General features: G+C 44.3%; 13 protein-coding genes. 1 reads left to right on the plus strand and 12 read right to left on the minus strand.

The features are described 5' to 3' along the window. Positions 1-4: 4 nt before the first annotated feature. From IHV11_RS13130 to IHV11_RS13180, 11 genes are all read right to left on the minus strand, one after another. A complete protein-coding gene (locus IHV11_RS13130) occupies positions 5-2,416 on the minus strand; it encodes a beta-galactosidase (RefSeq protein ID WP_197195071.1) in 2,412 nt (803 codons plus the stop codon). Further along, positions 2,413-3,633, minus strand: a complete 1,221-nt coding sequence (locus IHV11_RS13135; protein WP_197195072.1) for a glucoamylase family protein — start codon at positions 3,631-3,633, stop codon at positions 2,413-2,415. Before IHV11_RS13135 ends, IHV11_RS13130 begins: the two co-directional genes overlap by 4 nt. A 228-nt stretch (positions 3,634-3,861) precedes the next feature. Next, positions 3,862-4,812: a carbohydrate ABC transporter permease gene (locus IHV11_RS13140; protein ID WP_312035304.1), complete on the minus strand. Its 951-nt coding sequence runs from the start codon at positions 4,810-4,812 to the stop codon at positions 3,862-3,864. A gap of 15 nt (positions 4,813-4,827) precedes the next feature. Continuing rightward, entirely contained in the window at positions 4,828-5,688 is an 861-nt protein-coding gene (locus tag IHV11_RS13145; protein ID WP_197128772.1) for a carbohydrate ABC transporter permease, read from the minus strand. Next, on the minus strand, positions 5,669-7,954 hold the full coding sequence (locus tag IHV11_RS13150; protein ID WP_197195073.1) for a DUF5696 domain-containing protein: 2,286 nt from the start codon (positions 7,952-7,954) through the stop codon (positions 5,669-5,671). The genes IHV11_RS13145 and IHV11_RS13150 overlap by 20 nt, the downstream gene beginning before the upstream one ends. Further along, a complete protein-coding gene (locus IHV11_RS13155; protein ID WP_197195074.1) occupies positions 7,947-9,962 on the minus strand; it encodes a YIP1 family protein in 2,016 nt (671 codons plus the stop codon). Before IHV11_RS13155 ends, IHV11_RS13150 begins: the two co-directional genes overlap by 8 nt. Positions 9,963-9,982: 20 nt before the next feature. After that, the gene (locus IHV11_RS13160) at positions 9,983-10,861 is read right to left on the minus strand and encodes a carbohydrate ABC transporter permease (protein WP_197195075.1); all 879 of its coding nucleotides are present in this window, start codon (positions 10,859-10,861) and stop codon (positions 9,983-9,985) included. Between the two features lie 19 nt (positions 10,862-10,880). Beyond that, complete coding sequence (locus IHV11_RS13165) at positions 10,881-11,777, minus strand: carbohydrate ABC transporter permease (RefSeq protein ID WP_231618237.1); 897 nt, start codon at positions 11,775-11,777, stop codon at positions 10,881-10,883. Beyond that, a complete protein-coding gene (locus tag IHV11_RS13170; RefSeq protein WP_197195076.1) occupies positions 11,758-14,718 on the minus strand; it encodes an extracellular solute-binding protein in 2,961 nt (986 codons plus the stop codon). The genes IHV11_RS13165 and IHV11_RS13170 overlap by 20 nt, the downstream gene beginning before the upstream one ends. Before the next feature lie 31 nt (positions 14,719-14,749). Then, positions 14,750-16,114 carry an ABC transporter substrate-binding protein gene (locus IHV11_RS13175; RefSeq protein WP_197189954.1) on the minus strand — a complete coding sequence of 455 codons (1,365 nt, stop codon included), beginning with the start codon at positions 16,112-16,114 and terminating at the stop codon, positions 14,750-14,752. Between the two features lie 251 nt (positions 16,115-16,365). Beyond that, on the minus strand, positions 16,366-18,756 hold the full coding sequence (locus IHV11_RS13180; protein ID WP_197195077.1) for a beta-galactosidase: 2,391 nt from the start codon (positions 18,754-18,756) through the stop codon (positions 16,366-16,368). An 884-nt stretch (positions 18,757-19,640) separates the two neighbouring features. On the opposite strand from IHV11_RS13180, the gene IHV11_RS13185 reads away from it, so the two are divergent. After that, positions 19,641-19,853 (plus strand): hypothetical protein, encoded by a 213-nt coding sequence (locus tag IHV11_RS13185; RefSeq protein ID WP_191752604.1) that lies wholly within the window; start codon positions 19,641-19,643, stop codon positions 19,851-19,853. 28 nt (positions 19,854-19,881) lie between these two features. Here the strand turns inward: IHV11_RS13185 and IHV11_RS13190 are convergent, their stop codons facing one another. Next, positions 19,882-20,769 (minus strand): ROK family protein, encoded by an 888-nt coding sequence (locus tag IHV11_RS13190; protein WP_197195078.1) that lies wholly within the window; start codon positions 20,767-20,769, stop codon positions 19,882-19,884. Positions 20,770-20,777 lie beyond the last annotated feature (8 nt).

Here is a 20,777-nt window from a genome sequence, read left to right on the forward strand (position 1 = left end):
CTTACTATCCCACCAAAACTCGCAACGCATCATCCACTTTCGCATGTTTCTTGCTGCGAACGAGCGTCAACTCATCATTTTCTTCAATCACATAATCAGCACTCTGTAAAATCTTCGTTCCACGTTCAAACGCGATCACATCTTCCACCTGAGTTAGGCGGAAATCGATATAGTCTGCACTCACACCGGTAATTTCAGCTGTCGCATAAGCAATTTTCACACGTCCAATTGAGAGATTCATAGGCAGCATCACACCGTCTTTGCTTTGAAGCAACAGCTTCCTGGTACCCAACAACGCTACCCCATCTTCATAAACATAGAATTCTTTATCAAATCCGTCTAGGTTCAGCAGATGAAGGAAACGCTCACCTTCTGCATTAACCGTCGATGTCATAAAGATGCCATGATGTGGACAATCATGCGTGAGTTTCACATGACTTCCTAATCGTTCAAGCGCTGTTTTAAAGAAAGGCAGATCACAGCGATAGAAGCTCGCGATCACGATCGCGCGTCCATTCCCCACTTCAGACTCAAAGCCACACACATCATCCGATCCGTACACTCTGAAAATTGGAGTTACTTCTGGTCCAACTTCAAAACGCTGCACGAAGCCTGAACGAATCTCTGGCTGAGCTGAAGCCCAGTTGTCTCCATAGATAGAAAGGTAGTTTCCGTGACCATCACGGCTGATCCCTTTATACGTAACACCAAGTGCTTCCGCTAACAGTGTACAGTCCTTCCCTTCCATATCAAAAAGAGGAACCTCACCGTATAGCAGAATACTCCCGCCCGAGTTCAAATAGTTTACGAGCTTCTCCTGAATCGCACTGTCCATATAGCGTGCGGACGGCAACGCGAGTACAGGGGTTTTCGTCACATCAAGTGGTTTGTTCTGCACATCAACCGCTGTAAAACGATAACCGTTAAGCAACATCGCACGGCCCATAATCTCCCAAGCGCCGGCACCGCGGTTCGCCTCAATGTTTGATAGAATCTCACGCATCACTTCACTCTTCGGATAACGATATTCGGTCATATAATAATCCGGGATGAACGCGAATGATACTTCATCTCTTTCTTCGTTCATACGCGCGAGTTTATCACTCACCGCCATCACACTTTGGTTCACGCGTGACATACGCGGAAACGTATAGTTGTAGTCGCCTTCTGGACCGATTGGCGCTGCGAAACCATGACGCTCACCTGTTGAGGCGATGCGATCGTTCCCATCGTCAACAAGCGTATGTAGTCTCGCATTTTTACCGCCAGCAAATAGATAATAGTTGATGAGTCGGTTTCCTTGAGCAAGACACATTCTAAACTTAAAATCTGCAGCTGATGGATCATAGCGCTCGCCTAGTGTCTCACCAAAATTTCCGTCACCACAGTTAAACTCCACAGACGTTAACGGCTGATCCTCGTTATGAACGGCTTCCATCAGACCGTTGATGATGTAGAGGTCTTGGAACGTTTTCATGTCAAGGTCGCCAAAATAAATATCAGAGCCCGAGATGTATCCAGGTCCTTGGTTATACGTTTCATACAGCTGGCTGATCCCGATCGGATACGTAAACCCACGTCCTCCGCCTGTTCCGTGAATGTTGACGACGAATGGAATGTCCCTCACGCCGAACTCTTCCGCGTACTCTCTTAAGATCGCGATATATTTAGCGAAGCGGTAGCGCATGTAATAGCCAAGATCTTTTAACAGCTGTGCCGCATACGCTTCTTTCGGAGAACGGAATGCAGCATTTCGCTCAGCACTCTCTTGTAACGAAAACGGATAGCGGTCAGAAACATTATCACCGTATCGTTCGCTCAACCAATTTGAGAAATCGTTCAGCACGTTGTCTGTTAAGTCTGGCGTGTTGCTCACCCAAGAAAGCATGCCGATCTCGTTATCAAGCTGAAACGCGATGATTTTACCGCCGTTCGGATAGATGCGTGGCGTAACCACTTCCATCACTTTTTCATAATACTTACGAACTTCTTGTAAAAATCCTGGCGCAAGATAATCCACGGTTGGTGTAGTCGGTTCGCTCTCGTCCCAGCCTACCGGAATGATCTCAGGATGCTTTTCGTAGACCCAATATGGCAGTCCTTCGTTTTTCATCTCGGCCATGATGAACGGGCCGGGACGAACGAAGAAATAAAAGCCATTTTCTGTACAAAGGTCGATGAACCCGGCAAGGTCTGTCTCAGGACGCGTTGTACCTGTAAAATCAAACTGTCCTTCTACCGGCTCATGCCAAAGCCATGGCACATAAGTAGCCACGGCGTTACAACCTGTTTCTTTTAGCTTGTTCAAACGGTCTTGCCAATCGCTTTTATCAAGACGGTAATAATGAATTTCACCGCACGTGATCAAAACGGGCTTGCCGTCGATGATGATCTGTTTGTTCTTGATTTCAATCATTTTACAGGACTTCCTTCAGTCTTTTTCCAACCTAACAGGTCTGCACCTTGTTTCACATACTTGTTTTTCATAAACAGATCCCACACGAGACCAGATTGATAGTTTTCAATCATTAGAAGCGTGATTCCCTTATCAATACCGATTACATGGTCTGAATACCAAGCTGGCGTGACATCCAGATTATAAGAATCTTGGAACCCATACTCACCCCAAAGCTGTGGATGCTCTTCATAAAAGTACTTCATTGCCGCGATCGACTCTTCTGGTGTGAACACGATTGATCCCGCTGCTCCCGTTGGTGCGATTGTACCCTCAAGTTCAGGCTCACAACCTTCATAATAAGGAGGAGCACCTGGAACACGGTAGCCAGTCGGACTAGCGCAAGCCGTTAAGCCCCATGCGTTCTCGTGATACGTCTTGAACTCACTCGATTTTTCTTTACAAAATGCACGGTTCGCAAGGGATGCTTTTACCGAGTTCTCGTACCAGTTGATTCCGTCTCCGTCGACGATGTTTCTAAAATCGATGAAAGCATGCGAATATTGGTGAACAAACATGGCGTTTCCTGGCGCGTGAATGTACTCATAATCTTTGTATGTCCCTTTTCTGCGCTCGAAGCCGTCATAGATTTTTGCTGGAACCGGATGTGTTGGAGATGCCACGCCAAGCACATAAGTCATCATCTGCTCCGCGTACATATCCCAATGGTGGAAGCCGCCCGTTTCCGGGTTGTAGCCCATGTAGAACTGGTTGACCGGCTCATCATAATACACGTTCCAGTCGATGCGCGCGTAAATTTTCTCGAATAGCTCTGCGATCTCTCCGCCAAAGTATTCAGCAGATGTAACGGCACCACATAGGAAGATTCCCGTATCGATGATCGACGCACAGTCGTACCACTCTTCGTTTTTCTTTGCCGTCTCCATGTTTAAGAAATGATAAAAGAAGCCGCTCGCGTGTTCCACGTTATTTAAGAATGTTTCAAGCGTTCCTTTCGTACGCACATAGCCTTCTTCTTTCGTGATCCAGCCGCGCTCGATTCCGATGATGATTGCCGTTAATCCGAACCCGTTTGATGCGATACTTGCTACTTTTTTATTCGCCGACTGATCCAGGATCAACCCGTATCCTGGGCTGTTTTTATCTGTGTTTGCTTCGTTCCAAAAGAAATCAAAGCATCCTTTTGCTTCAAGGTTTAATAGTTTCTGTGTATCCATCGTTATTCCCCTCTCATCTCTTACTTAATTTTTAATAAAAGATCGTGGATTTTTGAATAGGTTTTGAGATTGTACTTCATTGCTAAGTTGATTGGAGTGCAAGGTGCGAGACTCCTGCGGGACAAGCGGTCAGGTGAGACCCTTAACGGCGCAAAGCGGCAAGGGGCTCACCGCCTGCCCCGCGGAAAGCGAGCACCTGAAACGGAAATCAACCACCTGCACCAATCCTTACTCCCCAGTAATCCCCGAACGGTCCACACCTTCAACAAACCAGCGCTGCGTGATAAAGTACACGATCAATAGAGGAAGAATCGACAGGACCGTTCCTGCCATCTTGATTCCTTCGTTCAACTGGTTACCGCCCGACACTCCCATCTCAGCTGGGAACATCTGCTGATACGTCGCAACGAACTTTTGCAGCTGCAGCGGTAATGTGGTTAACGCATCTCCAAAATAGATCGCCGCCAGATACGTTTCGTTCCAATACCAAACGAAAGAGAACAAAAATGAGATGATGATTGCAGGCAATGCCATCGGTAAGGCGATCGTGAAAAAGATTCGAAAATGTCCTGCTCCGTCAAGCTGAGCTGCTTCTTCCAAAGCTTTTGGCACAGCTCTAAAAAACTGATAAAAGATCAGGATAAAAATCGCGCTGTTCAATCCTTGTCCAAACGTTGCCGGAAGCAAGAACGCACTCAAACTACCGAGGATGTTCAGCTCATTAAAGAAGATGTATCTTGGAATGAGCGTCACCTGCGGCGGGATGATAAACGTTGCGAGCACGAGAACGAACATGATCTTTTTACCGCGAAAATCAAAACGAGCGAGTCCGTATCCGACTACTGCTGCAACAGCAGTCTGTGCCAAGGCAGGAAGAACGGTCACATACAACGTTTCCATCAATGTTGAGAAGAAGTTCAGAACTTTGTTCGCCTGCTCATAGTTTCCGGTATAAAACTGTGTTGGAATCCAGTTCACGAGCGGATTCAACAGATCGTCCAAACTTTTAAAGCTGTACACACCCATGTAGAGAAGCGGATAGAGGTACACGAATCCGATTCCTACCAAGAGTCCGTAGATCAAGAGCTTGTAAAGAAGACCATCTGTCCCCTGCATGCCCAAAAACATGCGTTTCGTTTTTAAGTAATACTTGTTTACTTGCTGTGTTTTGGTTTGCACATTGATCACATCCTCTTAGGTGTATTTTTTCTTTCTTTTTACCGTCATCACACCAACCGCGATCGCAAGTGCTGCGGCGATGATCAGGAAGTAGATCCAAGATAGTGCTGAAGCATAGCCATAACCTGTGTCTACTTTAAACATATTTTTTTGAATATGTTCGATAATTGGATTAAGTGAGAATACTGAATACGTTACGATTGTGTAGATCAAGTTAACGATGATCATCGGTTTCAAACTTGGCAGGGTGATCTTCCAAAAGAATTCCCAGTTGCTCGCACCGTCAATCTTCGCCGCTTCAAAGATCTGTTTGTCCATCTTTTGAAGAGCTGCAAGGAAAATCAGGATCTGTACGCCTGAATACCACAGGATTACGATCAAGTTTTTAATTAAATACAGTAGAATGCCGTTAAAGAAACCATCAGGGTTATCATTTAACGCTTGGTAAATCGCGTACTGTTCAATAGAAGGAATCGTCGTGATGCCTTGATCGATCAGCTCTTTGATCACCGGTCCGCTTGCGATGATAACGGGCAGAAAGAAGATCGTACGGAATAATCCGCGGAACTTGATCTTTTGGTTCAACAATAGAGCGATGATCAATGAAAAGACGATAATGATCGGAACGGAGATGACCATCTCTTCTAGATATTTTAGGACGCGGTCGACGAATGTTCCATCGACCGAAAACGCATATTCATAGTTTCCAAAGCTTACAAAGTTTGTTTTGATGCCATCTGTCGTGATCTTTACTTCCTGAAAGCTTAAAAAGAGTGAGTATAGAAGCGGAAACGCCGTAAAGACGAGAAAGCCGATGATCCATGGTGAAACAAACAGCAATCCTGTAAGATTTCTGTTATTGCCTAGTCGTTTCATCGCTTTCTCCTCCTTCTGTTACCGCAAAATCCTTAGGTTTCACTTCAATGCCATTACTTTTATAAGTCGTGTTCGTATAGTTGACGATGATCACTTTTCCGTTGGAGTATTCTACTTTCACAACACCTGTTTGAGGCACATTGCGGCTGATGATCTCTTCGCCTTCTACCTCACCGAGACTTTTCTTGATGTTTTCGTATTGATACAAAATCTTGTCTTTCCAGATCGAATATTTTGATGTGTAAACGTCACTCGATGCTGTTTTAGCAAGAAGGTGTGACGCTTCCTTCGTTAAAAGATACGATGGATACGCTCCGTACTCGATCATGCGTAGCATCTGATCTTCTGAATCTGACTGAAAGTTCGAGAACGGTGCGTAATATGGCATATAGCCTTTTAGCACGATCTGCAAAAACGGCACCGTGTCTGTTTCAAACACATAGTTTGACGCGTTCATCGGAATGTCGAGATAGCGATTCGTTTGATTCCATAGATACGTGTTCGGCTCGTAGAGAGCAACGTTTCCTACTTCTTTGTTCAACGTGCCAAACAGCTTTTGATACGTTTTGATCGTCTGGTTTCGCTCGCTCGATTTCTTTCCGCTAAAGTCAGAGAACAACGTGTACCCGCTCGTATCGATTGCTACGTTTGAAATGCCCTGTTCCTTAAATTCCTTTGCATCCTCTTTGGCGATCGCAAGAGATTTTTCTGGAGAAAGATAATATAGGGTCTTCTTATCTTCACTGTGTGAGATCGTCTCGGCACTGATCTTCTTCGCTACGTCTTTGCTGCCGGAATAGCCGGATGCACCATCATAAGCTTTTGTGTAATCGCTATAAAAATAAAGCGGAATATTATCCTTTTTAAGACTGTCGATCGTATCCTTCACGTCATCACTGTTTCCGAGCTCACTTTCAAACGGAAACTTCTGAGGCAGTGTGCCGGTTAATCCGCCTTCTGACCAGCCTTTATAAACGACGAACAGATCATCGATGTCTTTTTTGAGTTCAGATGTCATGCTCGGAATGTCTGTAACCTTCGTCATCGGAAGCACCGAATCCCACAACAGACCTTCCTTCACTTCGCCACCTAGAAATTCAAGTCTGACACCGGTTTTGTCGTCTTTTTTGTCTAGCTGTTTTGTATCAGAAAGATGGTCTTGATAAGCTTTGGCCATCCCTACATAATCAGCTTGATCCTCTTGTAAGAACATGTATCTCAGCTTTACGCCGAAAGGGTTCTTTGTTTTTTGATACACGTTCAGACCTTTCATGTTCTTACTCGTCGGCTGATAATATTCTTTTCTAAAATGAAATTCAGAAGAGATCCAGTTAAAGTCGGTCGAAACGCCTGACGGATACGCTAAAATGTCACCATGCGTATAGCCTTCTTCGATCACAGCAAGGAATCCGTTCTGCTTCACACCATGAACCGTTCCGAATACTGGCATTTTGATCTGCTCAACCGGCGTTACTTTTTCTTCTTCTTCCTTCTTCACTTTTGTTTTTAAAAAGGCTTCATCATCACCGTAAATGGATCCGGTAAACGGCGCATCGGCTTTTGTTCCGTTCTTTTCATAACGAATCAATGCACCAGATCCGTCTGGGATGAACATATAGCCGTTGATATCACTCTTGTTCACCGCACCTAAAAACGGATAAACACGCATAGAGATGAGCTTCGTGTACTTGTTTTCCCTAATCTCATTCTCAGGAATTGAAACAACAAGATCGTTTTCTTGAAGCTCTACGTTCACTTCGAACTCTAATTTTGACTGATTCATGTAAAGAGAAGCGGTGAATCCTTTATCGTTCATCTTCACAAGAGGCTTAGAATCGTTCGTCGTGACGCTCTCGGTTTTCACCTTTCCTCGACGATCCATATAATCAACGGTGATCGCAGATTGAGCCATCTGTTCCCACGTTTTGTTCAATCGGTATTGATCCGGGTTATCAAGCCCGGAGTTCCAAACGTAATACGTTTTCTTGTTCTCGATCTTGATCGCGAGCGTTTCTTCGTTCACATAAAGAGCAAGATTTTCGTTCTCGGCTGCTTTTTCAAAGCCTTGAAACGAATTTTTCTTTTTGATCGGAGCACCATCTGTTTTCTCAGGCTTCGTAAACGATGAAGACGTATATTTCATCACATTTTGGCTTTTCTCAGTCGGTACAGGAGGCTGCTCCGTACTTTTCTTATCATCTTGCGCGGCGAATACAGAGATCGGTACGAGCAAGGTAAGAAGCGCGATGCTTATCTTTTTATACACGAAGAACAGCCTCCTTTATGATGGAATAAACAAAATCGTATACTTGATCGATCAACACGAACACGATGAACACAACAAGAAGCATGATCACCATACCGAACAGCGTTACGAAGATGTTGCGGATCGTGTCTGAGAACGTGTAGTTGTGGATCTCTTTTAACATGATGAAAAGAATGATCAGACACCATGCGTAGATGATGCGGATTGAGAAAACATAAACAAACGCTTCATTATAAGTCAGCACGTTCGACAGAAGGGTCAGAATTGGGCTGAACACGAGAAACGGAGCGAGCGAGTAGATCGTTCCGATATAGATGTCCTTAAACCTTCCTTCACCGTCGTTGATCGTACTAACGAGATAGTTCACGACAATAAACAACGCGAGTGGTACGAGTAGTAAGAGAAGCTCGCCGACTAAGTTCGCATCGCTGCTCACCGTTTTATAGATAAACCCGGTATAGAAGCGGCTGTAAATATACTCGACGATTAAGATTACATATAGGATCGTCGCTGATAGAATCGACGCGTACTGTTTTCTTTTCAGATAATAAAAACTATCGATCGGATGACGGAAGAACTTGAATAGGAAGAGCAATTCTCCTATCAATCTTTGTTTCTTAATTGCCCGCAACACATTACGAGGCTGATCCAGAATGCCTTTCTTTTTGTCGATCACTTTAACGATATAGTACAAAATGGCGAAGAAAATTAACGCGAACAACACCGTTTCCAGGTTCTCTTGCATCCACGCGTGACGAACTTCCCAGAACGAGTCGGAATAACCGTACACGTCGTTTGCAAACTCGTATTCTTCTAACGCCTTATCATAGTCTTGCTGTTTGTAATAAGCAGAGCCCATGGCAGAATGCGCGAGACCGAACGAAGAGTTCATCTTCAGCACTTCTTCCCAATACTTTTGACTCTCTACATAACGGCCTTCTTTAAATAGCGCGATTCCTTCATGCACTTGTTTTGAAAAAGCAGTAGATTCAAAGACTTGGATCATGCCGCGTTCTTTGTCTGTTACGTACAGTCTGCCATCAGGATCGATCGTGATGCCTGTCGGCTGTTTGAACAAGCCGAGACGGTTCGTTCCGTCGTCTTTACCGCCGAAGATGAATAGTAAATTTCCGAAACTATCATATTCATAGATCTCGCCGGTGCTTGATACGACGAACATGTTTCCGTCATGATCGACCGCAATATCTTGTAGAGATTTCTCATCAGAGATATCTGGAAACAGCATATTTTTTCCGGCAACGTTCAGCTTTTTGATAACTTCGTTCGTCGTTCCTTCTGTTACGGAATAGACGAGACCTTGATCATCAAGTGCGATGTTATCTGGCGCGGGAGGTGTTTTCATGAACATGTTTGCTTTTTTGCTCTCTGATGTGAGAAGCTTTTGCAAAAACGTGCCAAACGATCCTTCTGTGCTGTTTACACCGTAATAGCCGAGAAATCCGCCATCTTTACTAAGTTGGATGATTCCGTTCGTTGACCCTTCACTGATCACGTAGATGCTGCCGCGACGGTCGACCGCTACTTTTTGTGGCTTAAAAGAAGAGCTTTTACCGAAAAGCGGTGAATCCGGTTTTCCGTATTCCTCTTCTACCTTGCCGTCTTTTGAAAAGCGGAATACTTTCTCTTCTTCATAATCGGCTACAAAGATTCTTTCCGTTTCGTCCACATAGACGCCAGTTGGTGATTTTAGAACACCTTTTCCGATCTCACGTACAAATTTACCGTTTTTATCGGCAACGAGAATTCTTTTGGCACCAGAATCCGCGATATAAAGGTTTCCTTTTGGATCAGAGAAAATATCTTCCGGGTTCGTGATTTCAACGTCCGGCAGTAAGGTGCCGACCGGTGTGTAGGCTGTCTGTGTTTCGATCGTCTGACCGTCTGCTGATAACGTTTCTGTCTGATAAGGGACAGATGCAGAAGCGATAGATGAGATCGGAACGAGCAGGAATACCAATAATGCTACAAATTGGGCAATGCGCTTCATTTCTCCCCCCTCCTACTTTCTTACTTGATTCCTGAGTGGGCCATCGTGTTCATCACCTGGCTCTGCAGAATTATAAAAATGATTAGATTTGGTACGAACATGATCAAGGATGCGGCTGCTGCGAGTCCTTGTCCTGCTACGTTGTTTCCTTCAACGGTTGAAGTTAACGTCGACATGTAGAACGAGAACGTCTTCAGTCCTTCATCGTTTACATAAAGAGACGAACTCTCGATGCTGTTCCAAACGAGCTGGAACGATAGAATTGCAATGGTCGCGATGGCAGGTTTGACGAGCGGTATGATGATCCGAACGAAGATCTGAAAATCAGATGCTCCGTCAAGCCTCGCTGCTTCAAGCAGTTCTTCCGGTATCTGATCGATGAACTGTTTGACAAGAAACAGACCGATCGGCATCGCTAGTAACGGAAGGATATGAACCATGAACGTGTTGATCAAGCCGAGTTCGTCGATCAATAAGTATCGGGGAATCATAACCGCCGCTGGTACGAACATGAGCGCAAGCGTGTTGATTTCAAAGATCGCTTTTTTCATCTTAAAATTTTTCTTTGATAGTGCGTAGCCTGCCATCGTACTGATGATAACGGTCAGAACAACCACGATCAGCGTAACGACAACAGAATTGAACAAAAAGCGCGACATCGGAACGCCAGTATCGTTCGTCTTTGTAAAAAGGTCTACAAAGTTCTGCATAGTTGGGTTATCTACAAAAAAGCGCGGTGGATACGCGAACAGTTCGTCGATCGGTTTGAACGCATGAAAGAATATATAGACGATCGGCAAAGCCATAAAGACAGCCAGTGGTATTAAAAACGCAAGAAATTTCAGCTGACTTTTATGAAACTTTGACGGGTTCATTCTTGTCCCTTGAAAGGCTGACATGTTGATCACTCCTTTTTCGCTAGTCTTTCTCTCCAAACAGCCTCCAGGCTACTTTCGAGAACAGATATACAACGATGAGCAGCACGACCGAGATCGCTGCTGCGTAACCCATCTCATAACGGATAAATCCATAATCTTCTAAGTGGTTGACCATTAGCTGACCCGCATATTGCGGTGTCGGATTGGCACCCGATAGCGCTACCCCGATCGCACCAGCCTGAAACGTTCCAACGACTGCCATGACCGCGCCGAACAACATCTGCGGCTTCATAGACGGAATCGTAATATAGATGATCTCTTGAAAACGGTTGTTGATGCCATCGATGTATCCTGCTTCATAGATCTCGGTGTTAATGTTCAGAACACCTGATAACATCGCAAGGAATCCGACACCCATAGAGCCCCAAAGCGTTACAAAGATCATGATTTTCATCAAATACTCAGGTGACTGCAGCCATTGGATCGGCTCTAACAGCACACCCATCGTTAGAAGCAAGCTGTTAAGATAACCCGTTTCATCTCCAGAGAAGATGATTGTCCAAACAACGGCCATCGCAACACCTGCTGTCATGGATGGAGAGTAGATGACCAGCGCAAGTACGGTTCGCATGCGCTTTGGCACTTGAGCGAGCGCCCAAGCGAGTATGAACGATAAGATATACCCGCCAGGGCCCACGATCAGTGCGAACGTTAACGTGTTCGGCAGGATTTTCTGCATGAACACTTCATCCTGTGTGATCAGACCGACATAGTTGCTCAACCCGATGAACGATGGTGTCTCGATCGCGTTAAAATACGTGAATGACAAAAGAATTGCCGCTGCAACAGGTATGATGATAAACGTTGTAAAAAAGATGATATACGGAGCAAGGAACATCCACGGTGAATAATCTCGTTTATTTGGTTTCTTTTTCATTCTCATCGCCTGCCCAACTTTTCACTTGTTCTATCGTAGGAATCGGATACGGCTTGACCATCTTGCCGTCTTTCACATACCCGAACTCTTCCATCTTTCGCTTGATCTCCCGGTCGATCGCAACAACGGAATCGTCAACTGCCGATCTCGGGTTCACACCGTCGAACACGATGCGGTTCCAGATGTTCGAAAGCTCACGCTCGATCATGTACGAACCTGGATTCTTCGGTACTTCGTATAGGTACTCCCATTGCTTTAAAATCGTTTTCTTATGCTGCTCTGGCCAAGGAAGGTTCTTGAACGCCTCTAGGTTGGACGTGTTCCACATGTATTCTGGTCCGTACAGCATCTGAAGATTTGTTGCGAACTCGGTCTGCGTATCTTCTGACAGCCACCATTTTAAAAGTTCCCATGAATCTTCTTTGCTCTTCGTTCCTTTGAAAATCATTGCGGACTGACCGGAACCTGTTGCCCAACGCTCCACCGTTCCATCTTCTTTCTTCACACCAGGATGTGGTGCAATATCCCACCATCCTGCGATCTCTGGAGCGGCTGCCGTAAGCTGCGTATATGTCGTAAAGTTAGCAGTCCCAATCGGAAGTGTTGAATATCGGAAATGGTTATAAAAGTTTGGTACTTGTAACGGCATGCTGTAGATCGTGTTCAGCTCTGCCATGAACTGAATGCCTTTTAGTGATTCCTCTGTTCCGATCGCCGTCTTCATCCCATCTTTTCCGTACAGATCTCCGTCAAACTGATACACGAATGGAGCGGTTGCTTGGAACGGCTTAAACCCTGTTGCACCAGCGATGTGCGTATAATAGTTCATCCCAAAACGCTGAAGCTCTGGCAAGATGCTCTTCACGTCATCCCACGTATCTGGAACCGGAAGACCGAGTGCTTGAAGAATATCTTTTCGGTAGAACTGAACAAAGAAATCTTGCGTCTCTGGCATCGCATAAACCGAATCACCAATCATGAGCGGAAGAAATGCTCCTGGCGAGAACTGCTTGCTGAACTTTTCAAAGTCATCGAATTGATGCAGATCAACGGCCGCACCACGGATGGATAACTCGTACGGTAACCATGAGGAGATACCAAGTGCAATATCAGGTTGCTTGTTCGACGCACTCGCGAGAATCAGCTTCTGCTCTTCTGGCATGATCGAGAACTTAACTTTGATTCCTGTTTCTGGCGTAAAGTTTTGATCAGATAGGTTTTGTAGGAGCTCAACGTATTGACGCGGCCGGTTCACCCAAACCTCTAACGTATCTTCTTCCGCTTCACTCGCCGAGTAGTTCTCTGAGAAGAACGATAAGAAGAAGCGTTGAATCGAGTCGATCAGCTTTTCCCAAAAACCGGCTTCTGCATCCGGCACATCTTTTTCGTCACCATGCACGTAGAAACGGTCGACCGTTAACGGCTGTTCCGGCAACGTCACGAGCATGTTTCCGAGCAGCTGTGCCGCTGAAGACGATCCTTCGGACAGCTCAGTAAGTCTGCTTGGAATCTCATTTGGCTTTTTGCTAAGTGCCCTTAGCTTTTGAACCGCCATCTCAAGCGAGACCATATCTTTTGAATCTTCTTTTGAGTTATCAAGTTTTCTAAGGTACTTCAGTTCTTGCTCTAGCTCATCCGCCCAGCCAGCCAGTTTTTTATCGATGCCTGGAATGTACTCGCTGATCTTCCAGCCACGAGACGTATCTGTCTGATTTCCCGTAAGCTTTCGGATCTCGAGCGTTAACGCTTCCATCTCGCGCATCACTTTGTTCGTCGTATGAAGAACAGGCTCAACAGGAGCGGCATCAGCTTCTAGACCGATCTGATGCTTACCTTTTGATAAATAAAACAGATACGCTTTTCCTTCTTTATCTTTCAACGTGACGTTATCCCAGTTTTTATTGAAGGGGAACGTAACAGGTGAAGTCTCTTGAAACGGAACTTTTCCGTCGATCAGCAGTTTTCTAAAAACCGGACCACCCGTCTCTTTGTTCTGCAATACTTTAAATGTCAGCTTATAAAAGCCTTCTTTTTTCACGTTCACGTTCCAGTTCACCGTTTGTCCGGAGTCTTTCCACGATTCAGAACCTAGCGTGTTTAATAGAAGGTTCTTTGGAGAGCTCGGTACCGCTGATGAATCATCTGCTGCAAAAGGACGTATGTACGAGCTGTTTTTTTCATAGTCCTTCTCGGCTTCACGTGTGATCAACGTGTCCGCCACTTTTGCGTTTTCATGTTTTTTTACGTATTCTTTATAGCTTGGTAGATCGCTAGGTGATTTGACGTATGCTTTTCCTAGCAGCATCTCACCTGATAGGTTCGTAAGCTGGATCGTATTACTTCCTTTTTTCAGTTCGTAACGAAGCGGTTCAGACTGAAGCTGACTCGCATCTTCTGCTGTTAACGTGTTCCAACGCTCGATCCGCTTTTGCTTCGGAATCATGTCGTTGTCGAACCGATCTTTCTCGAAGGTGTTTTTCTCGTTTTTCCAGTCGGCCGGAAACACGATTCTGCGGCTTTCATAAAAAGGATAGTTACCGTTTACCTGAATGGCGCCCTCTATTGGAACAACCTCGTTGCTCAGTGGATAATAATCAAACGCTAGCTCATATAGTCCCGCTTCCTCTACATTCACTTCATAAGAAACGGAGTCTCGGTTATGCCAATAGAAAACACGATCGTTGTAGCCCTTACTCTCTGATTCTGACAAAAGGTTCTTCTTGTCTTTGATCTTAAAATCAGAAGGAGAGACAGACGCTTCAAATTCTGAAGCGTCCCCTGTCCCTTTCTTCTCCCAACTGTTAAGGACGGTATGATAGTTTTCCTCCACGACTTGTTCGGCAGGCTTATTATCCTGACTGTTGCCTTCAGCAGATGCATAGGGTTGTGGAATAATGAGACACAGCGCTAAACCTAACCAAAGAAATCTTTTAAACTTCATACTATCAACCTCCCCTTAAACTTCAGGCTTTCTATTTATCTTTTAAAGCCTCACTTGCTTCTTTACTCTTTTGATCTGCTAATTGATCAAGCTGTTTTGCGTAGTCTTCGATCTTCAGGTTTCCTTTGATCACGTTATCTAAAATAACTGCCACTTTCGCGTTCGCTTCTTCTCCAACCTTCACGCCTGTTGGTGCTTCCCAACGTGCATCAACATAGCCAGGTACGGTTTTAACCGGCTCAACGACTGCGTTGTCTAAGTTGTCATAAGCTGTTTTGATTCCAGGCACTTCATTGATCGCGAAGTACTCGTCTAAAATCTCAGGATCTGCGTTAACTGGTAGTGTGTTCAGTGCTTTCCCTTCTTTTTCAGCAATTTCCATACGCTTCATGAAACCTTCTTTACCGAATGACATCCACTTAGAGAAAAGGAATGCTTCTTCAGCGTGCTTACTCGTTTTAGAGATTCCAACAAAGTCGTTCGTTACACCCGTTCTTCCACCAGGAAGTCCGATGAAATCAAAGTCAAACGTTCCTTTTTCAACAAGAGCAGGAACTCCCCAAGTGCCGTCCCATTTCACAGCAACTTGTCCGTTCATCCATACTTCTTCTGGGTTCTCCCCTTTAAAGTTAGCCTTCAAGTCATCTGGAAGTGACTCGTACGCGTAGTTGTTCGTTGTGATTTCTTTTGCAAGATTCGCTCCTGCGATAAATTCTTTTGAATCAAGAGAGTATTGACCGTCTTGAACGGTATACCAGCCCATGTCTGGGTTAGCTGCTGCCGGATACCAGTCTGTTACGGAGAACGCGTGGTTCGTTCCAGCTACACCTTTGTTGATGTTCGTTACTTCTTTAATGGATTTCGTGTACTCTTCTAGTGAAAAACCAAACTCAGGGTAATCGAGGTTCGCTTCGTTAAATAGATCTTTGTTTACTAAGTAGCCTAAGAAATGCTGTGCGAATGGAACCGCATACACTTTATCGTTGTAAGTCGCTGATTCGCGAACTGCTTCTGGAATGTTAGCAAAATCTTTATCTTTTTCCGTCATTTTCGTGATGTCCATCAACCAATCGTTAGATAGTGATGATGGAATCTGTGGTAGAGCGAAAACGTCTGGCATCTTGCCCGCACTTGCTGCAGCAGCTAGTGTTCCGTTCCAGTCTGTCGGGTTAATCGACTCGTCGATCTTAACCTTGATGTTCGGATACTTTTTCTCGAACGCTTTGATCATAAGTCGCTCAAGGTTTTGTTCTTTTTCAGTACCAAGTGACCAGCTTGCATACGAGATGGTTACGTTTTCTTTCTTGTCGTCAGAGCTTGCTTTGTCATCTGAGCTACAAGCTGCTACTGAAAATAGCAGTGCGATGATCATGAATAGTGATAATACTTTCTTCATTACCTATCAACTCCCGATTTAATTTTTGGGCCTATTTTGCTCTGTTGCTTTTGAAAGTGTTGATTTCCGTTTCGGGTGCTTCGCTTTCCGCGGGGCAGGCGGTGAGCCCCTTGCCGCTTTGCGCCTTTAAGGGTCTCACCTGACCGCTTGTCCCGCAGGAGTCTTGCACCCTACACTGCAATCAACTTATTCGGTGATGATAAAAGTCCAAATACTTCAGGTGCAACAGATAGAAATAGCCTTGTTGGTACTTATGGTTGAATAGCGTTTGCGAACGCTGGTTGGAACCGAATGGGTGCTGTGTCTTCTGTTGTTGAAATCAGCACTTTGTATGTGTGCTCTTGGACTTCCTCTATTGAAACCTCTTTGGTGTCTACAGGTTTCCAGGAGGTGGAACGGAAGACGAATCCTTCTTCTTTTTGAACCATTTTTATTGTGAGTGAGATCTCGTCTTGGTGCTGTACCGTTTCATAGATTTCACCCGTTCCGTATTCGATGAACAGGTCTTCATGTAACGGTACATTGACCGGCAGCATGAGCCCACTTCGCATTGGAATCGAAATTTCTTTTCCACCGAAAAGGGTTGCTCCGTCGTACGTAATCGTCGTTGTCTTCTTAAATTCATCAAAGTTTTGAAGAAAGAAGAAGTCTCCTTTTTCTGGTGAAGATCGAACGGTAATATCAAGCTCTTCTTCTAGTGTGAAACGACTCTGTATTCCCGCTCGTTTGGCGAGTTCGACGATGATGTCATTTTGATAATGAAAACCGTGATCCATACCGATTCCAAACATATAGAGCTGACCTTTGCCAAGCTGCTTTTCAAACGCGATCACTTCGTCTGGCTTGTCCTCGATATGCGCGAACGCGCCATCAGTCGTCTCATAGATCTCAGCCCGGTCGATCAACACGTTGTCCGCCTGATCGATCTGACCGAACACGCGGTGCTTTGTTTCTTTTACGGTTACGTTGATGTAATCTTTCAAAATTGTGCATGGAATATTTTTCAGCGTTTTTGTCGGGATCGTTGGGAACAGAATAAGCTTTCCACCGTTCTCTAGATACGTGACGAGCTTTTGCTGAATGTTTTCATCCATCCACTCTGTGGTAAACATCCATAGAGAAGGAACTTTATTTGGATCAATCTCATCATCATCCTGCACGTTGATCGCATCATAGATGATGTTGTTCACGCGAAGTGCCTTTGCGATGCCGTTCGCCATAAAGGTTTCACGATCACGCTGAATCTGGTCGACCATGTGTTTCGTATGCTCATCATGAAACTCTGTCATGTAATAATCCGGATAAAAACCAAGATGCGTATCAACGACTGGCTTCGTTTGCAGAAGTGAGCTTTCATAGGTTTGAAGCATCTTCCCGATATGCTGAATCACAGGATAGTGCGGATTCTTCTGACCTGACTTGGTGAGTGGAGCCTGCCAATCGTGACGTCTGCCGAACAAGCCGATATTTTCATAGTTCTCGCCTGCACCGAACATGTAATAGTTCACACCGTTCATCCCGTCCGCGATACATAACCGCGTCGTCAGATCAAACGTTGTTGGTTGAAGCTTCGGTTTATCATGGATGCTTCCGCCTTGGAACTCAGCTGAGAAAAGCGGCTGCTCTTTCCACTGAATTGCTTTTGTAAAGGCGTTCGCTAAAACGATGTCCACATAGCTGTCATACTCGATGTTGCCGATATAATAATCACCCGCCATGAGCGTGTTCTCGATCTTAGCGGTCTCGAGCAGCTGCGAAATGCCGATCGGATACATCGTTCCGCGCTTTAAGATATCGATTCCATGAAAACCATGAATGTTCACGACGAATGGAACGTCGATGCCTTTATCTTCTGCTGACTGTTTCAGATGCTCAATGAAACGCTTGTAATGCTGTCTTAAAAAGAGTCCAAATTCATTTCTTAAAGCGTGAGCGTAGATTGCTTCAGGCTTTTTTGTCATGTTTTCGGCGAACGGTTGGATGTCGCTAAACGGAATGCGGAATGTTTCTTGAAACGATTGCTCTGTATATTTCGTTCTTAGATGTTGTTCAAACTCTTGTAATGTTGATGCATTGAAATCAGGTTGGTTCGTTACCCAGTGGAACATTCCAACTTCGTTATCGAGCTGAAATAGGATAACCGGACCGCCATTCGTTACGAGAAACGGCTTAATAATGGCACAAACCTTTTCATACCAAGACTCTGTTTTTTCTAAAAAGGTTGGGTGGCTGTAACTTACGACTCGGGTTGGATGAATCTCGCCTACGTTCGTTTTAGCTACCGCCTCCGGATAGTTATCGATGAACCACGTTGGAACCCCATGATCCACGATCTCTGCCATGACGTATGGTCCCGGACGAACTAAGCAGTACATTCCCTCTTCTTTTACGAGCTGCAGAAACGTATGTAGATCACGTTCTGGGCGAGAGGTTCCGGTAAGATCCGTAACACCTTCCTCATATTCGTGAAAAATCCACGGCACGTACGTGCTGATCATGTTCGCGCCAGCTTCTTTAACTTGCTGAATGCGCTCGCGCCAGTCTTGCTTCGGAATTCGGAAGTAGTGAAGTTCACCTCCGAACAAGAAGACCTCCTGACCGTCTACGATCACCTTTTCATCTTTTATTGCTATGTTCTTCATAAATCACCTCTTCATCCGGAAAAAACCGGGGTACTGGAGTATAAATGGATTAAATCAAATGGTTGATGCGTGTGGGCATAGCTATTCGAAACGTTTCGATATAATACAAAAAAATAGGATTTTCGGTAAATATAAACGTTTGAATTGTTGTTTAATACCAGAAATCCTCATTTTACCAATAGAAACGTTTCACTTTTAAATATTATAAATCAACTTGTAAACGGTTACAATATAATTTTCTAAAAATTGTGACGTGGTATAAGTGAAGTTCGTTGATCTATTAGTAATATTGGAGTTTAGGATTGGCGAATTATGAATTTAATATTTATAGGTGTATAAAGTAATTTTTATGAAGTCTGAATACCTTGTGCTATTCTTGAACTATCTATTTATTCCATAATTAAGAAAGGTTTAGGTTTTTTTATGGCTGCGAAATTAATCAGTATACTTCTAACCATTCTATTCATTTCTCTTTTATCACTAATTTTTGTAGGGATTGACATAGCTTTTCCCACAACTATAATCATGCTTCTTTTATTATCCAACGCCATCATCGCGTTCTTTTCTATTTTTATACAACGTGTCACTATTAAACGCTATAACAATAGTTTTCTTACAAACAAAAATGATGTTCTCTCACTAATAAACAAATATACTACATTTGCTTTTTACGGTCTGAACCATGCTGTTCAATCCGTGCTAAGCTTAATACCATTTATAATCAACAAATTGTTGGCTCTCCTTTTCTTTTTTTCTGCTACTAGTCAACTGGTTGATCCTTCTAGTTATGTTTAATGGATAATTTAAAAGATTAAGAGTAGTCTTGTACAATTCATCACATCATACTTAATTTTAAATACCAGATGTCTCAAGGAGAATTGCCCATGAACAAAACCTTTTCATTAAAACGAGGATTTTCATTTTTAGGGAAAGCCAACATAGTCTTGCTAGCGATGATTGGTTTACTACTACTAAACAAAGGGAGCTGGATTGACGATGGTCAAAAATATCTCATCCTGTTCATTACGATATCGGAAGCGATGATTCTCTTATTAACGTTAGCCAGCTGCTTACCTCAAAAGAGTAAACAACGATAGAAAAAGACAAGCTGACTCTTTCCCAGAGTCAGCTTGTCTTTTTAATAGTATACTCTTGTCTTGCCAGCGCTAATGCCCCACACAAACCTGCATTGTCACCTAAATCAGGCGGTACAATATACCTTTCGATTTGGTTCAGTACATTTTCGTGTTGAATGTAGCCGTTTAACAGTTGGACAACCCCATTACGTACGAGCGGAAATAAGTGTTCTTGTTTCATAACACCACCGCCGATCACAATTCGTTTTGGAGAGAGCACCAAAATATAGTTCATAAGAGCTTGTGCGAGATAATAAGCTTCTAGCTCCCACACCTCTAGATCCGACGCGAGCTCTACGCCCTTCTTGCCCCAACGTGCTTCGATTGCGGGACCTGACGCCATCCCTTCTAGACAATCACCATGAAACGGACAGCTTCCTGCAAAATGGTCTTCAACATGTCGCCTAACGAGAATGTGGCCCATCTCTGGGTGAAGCATCCCATGTACCAGCTTCCCTTCCGAAACGGCTCCTACTCCAATTCCAGTTCCAACCGTCATATACAGACAGCTATCTAGACCTTTTGCAGCACCCCAGAGAGATTCGCCTAAAGCGGCTGCATTCACATCCGTATCAAATCCGATCGGAACCTGGAAGTGCTTCTTCAGTTCACCTAGTAAATCATACTGATTCCAATGTTCTTTCGGCGTACTCGTTATATAACCATAAGTTGCACTTGAAACATCAAGATCAACCGGCCCAAATGAACCAACTCCTAGAGCATTCACCTTTTTTTCCTTAAAGTAATCAACAACGTGTCTCATCGTTTCTTCAGGGGTTGTTGTAGGGATAGAGATTCTTTCAATAACTTCTCCGTCCTCATTTCCGATTCCACACACAAACTTAGTGCCGCCCGCTTCAATTGCGCCTAACTTCACTTGGCTTC

The sequence above is a fragment of the Fictibacillus sp. 26RED30 genome (genome assembly GCF_015903845.1).
GTDB lineage: Bacteria > Bacillota > Bacilli > Bacillales > Fictibacillaceae > Fictibacillus > Fictibacillus phosphorivorans.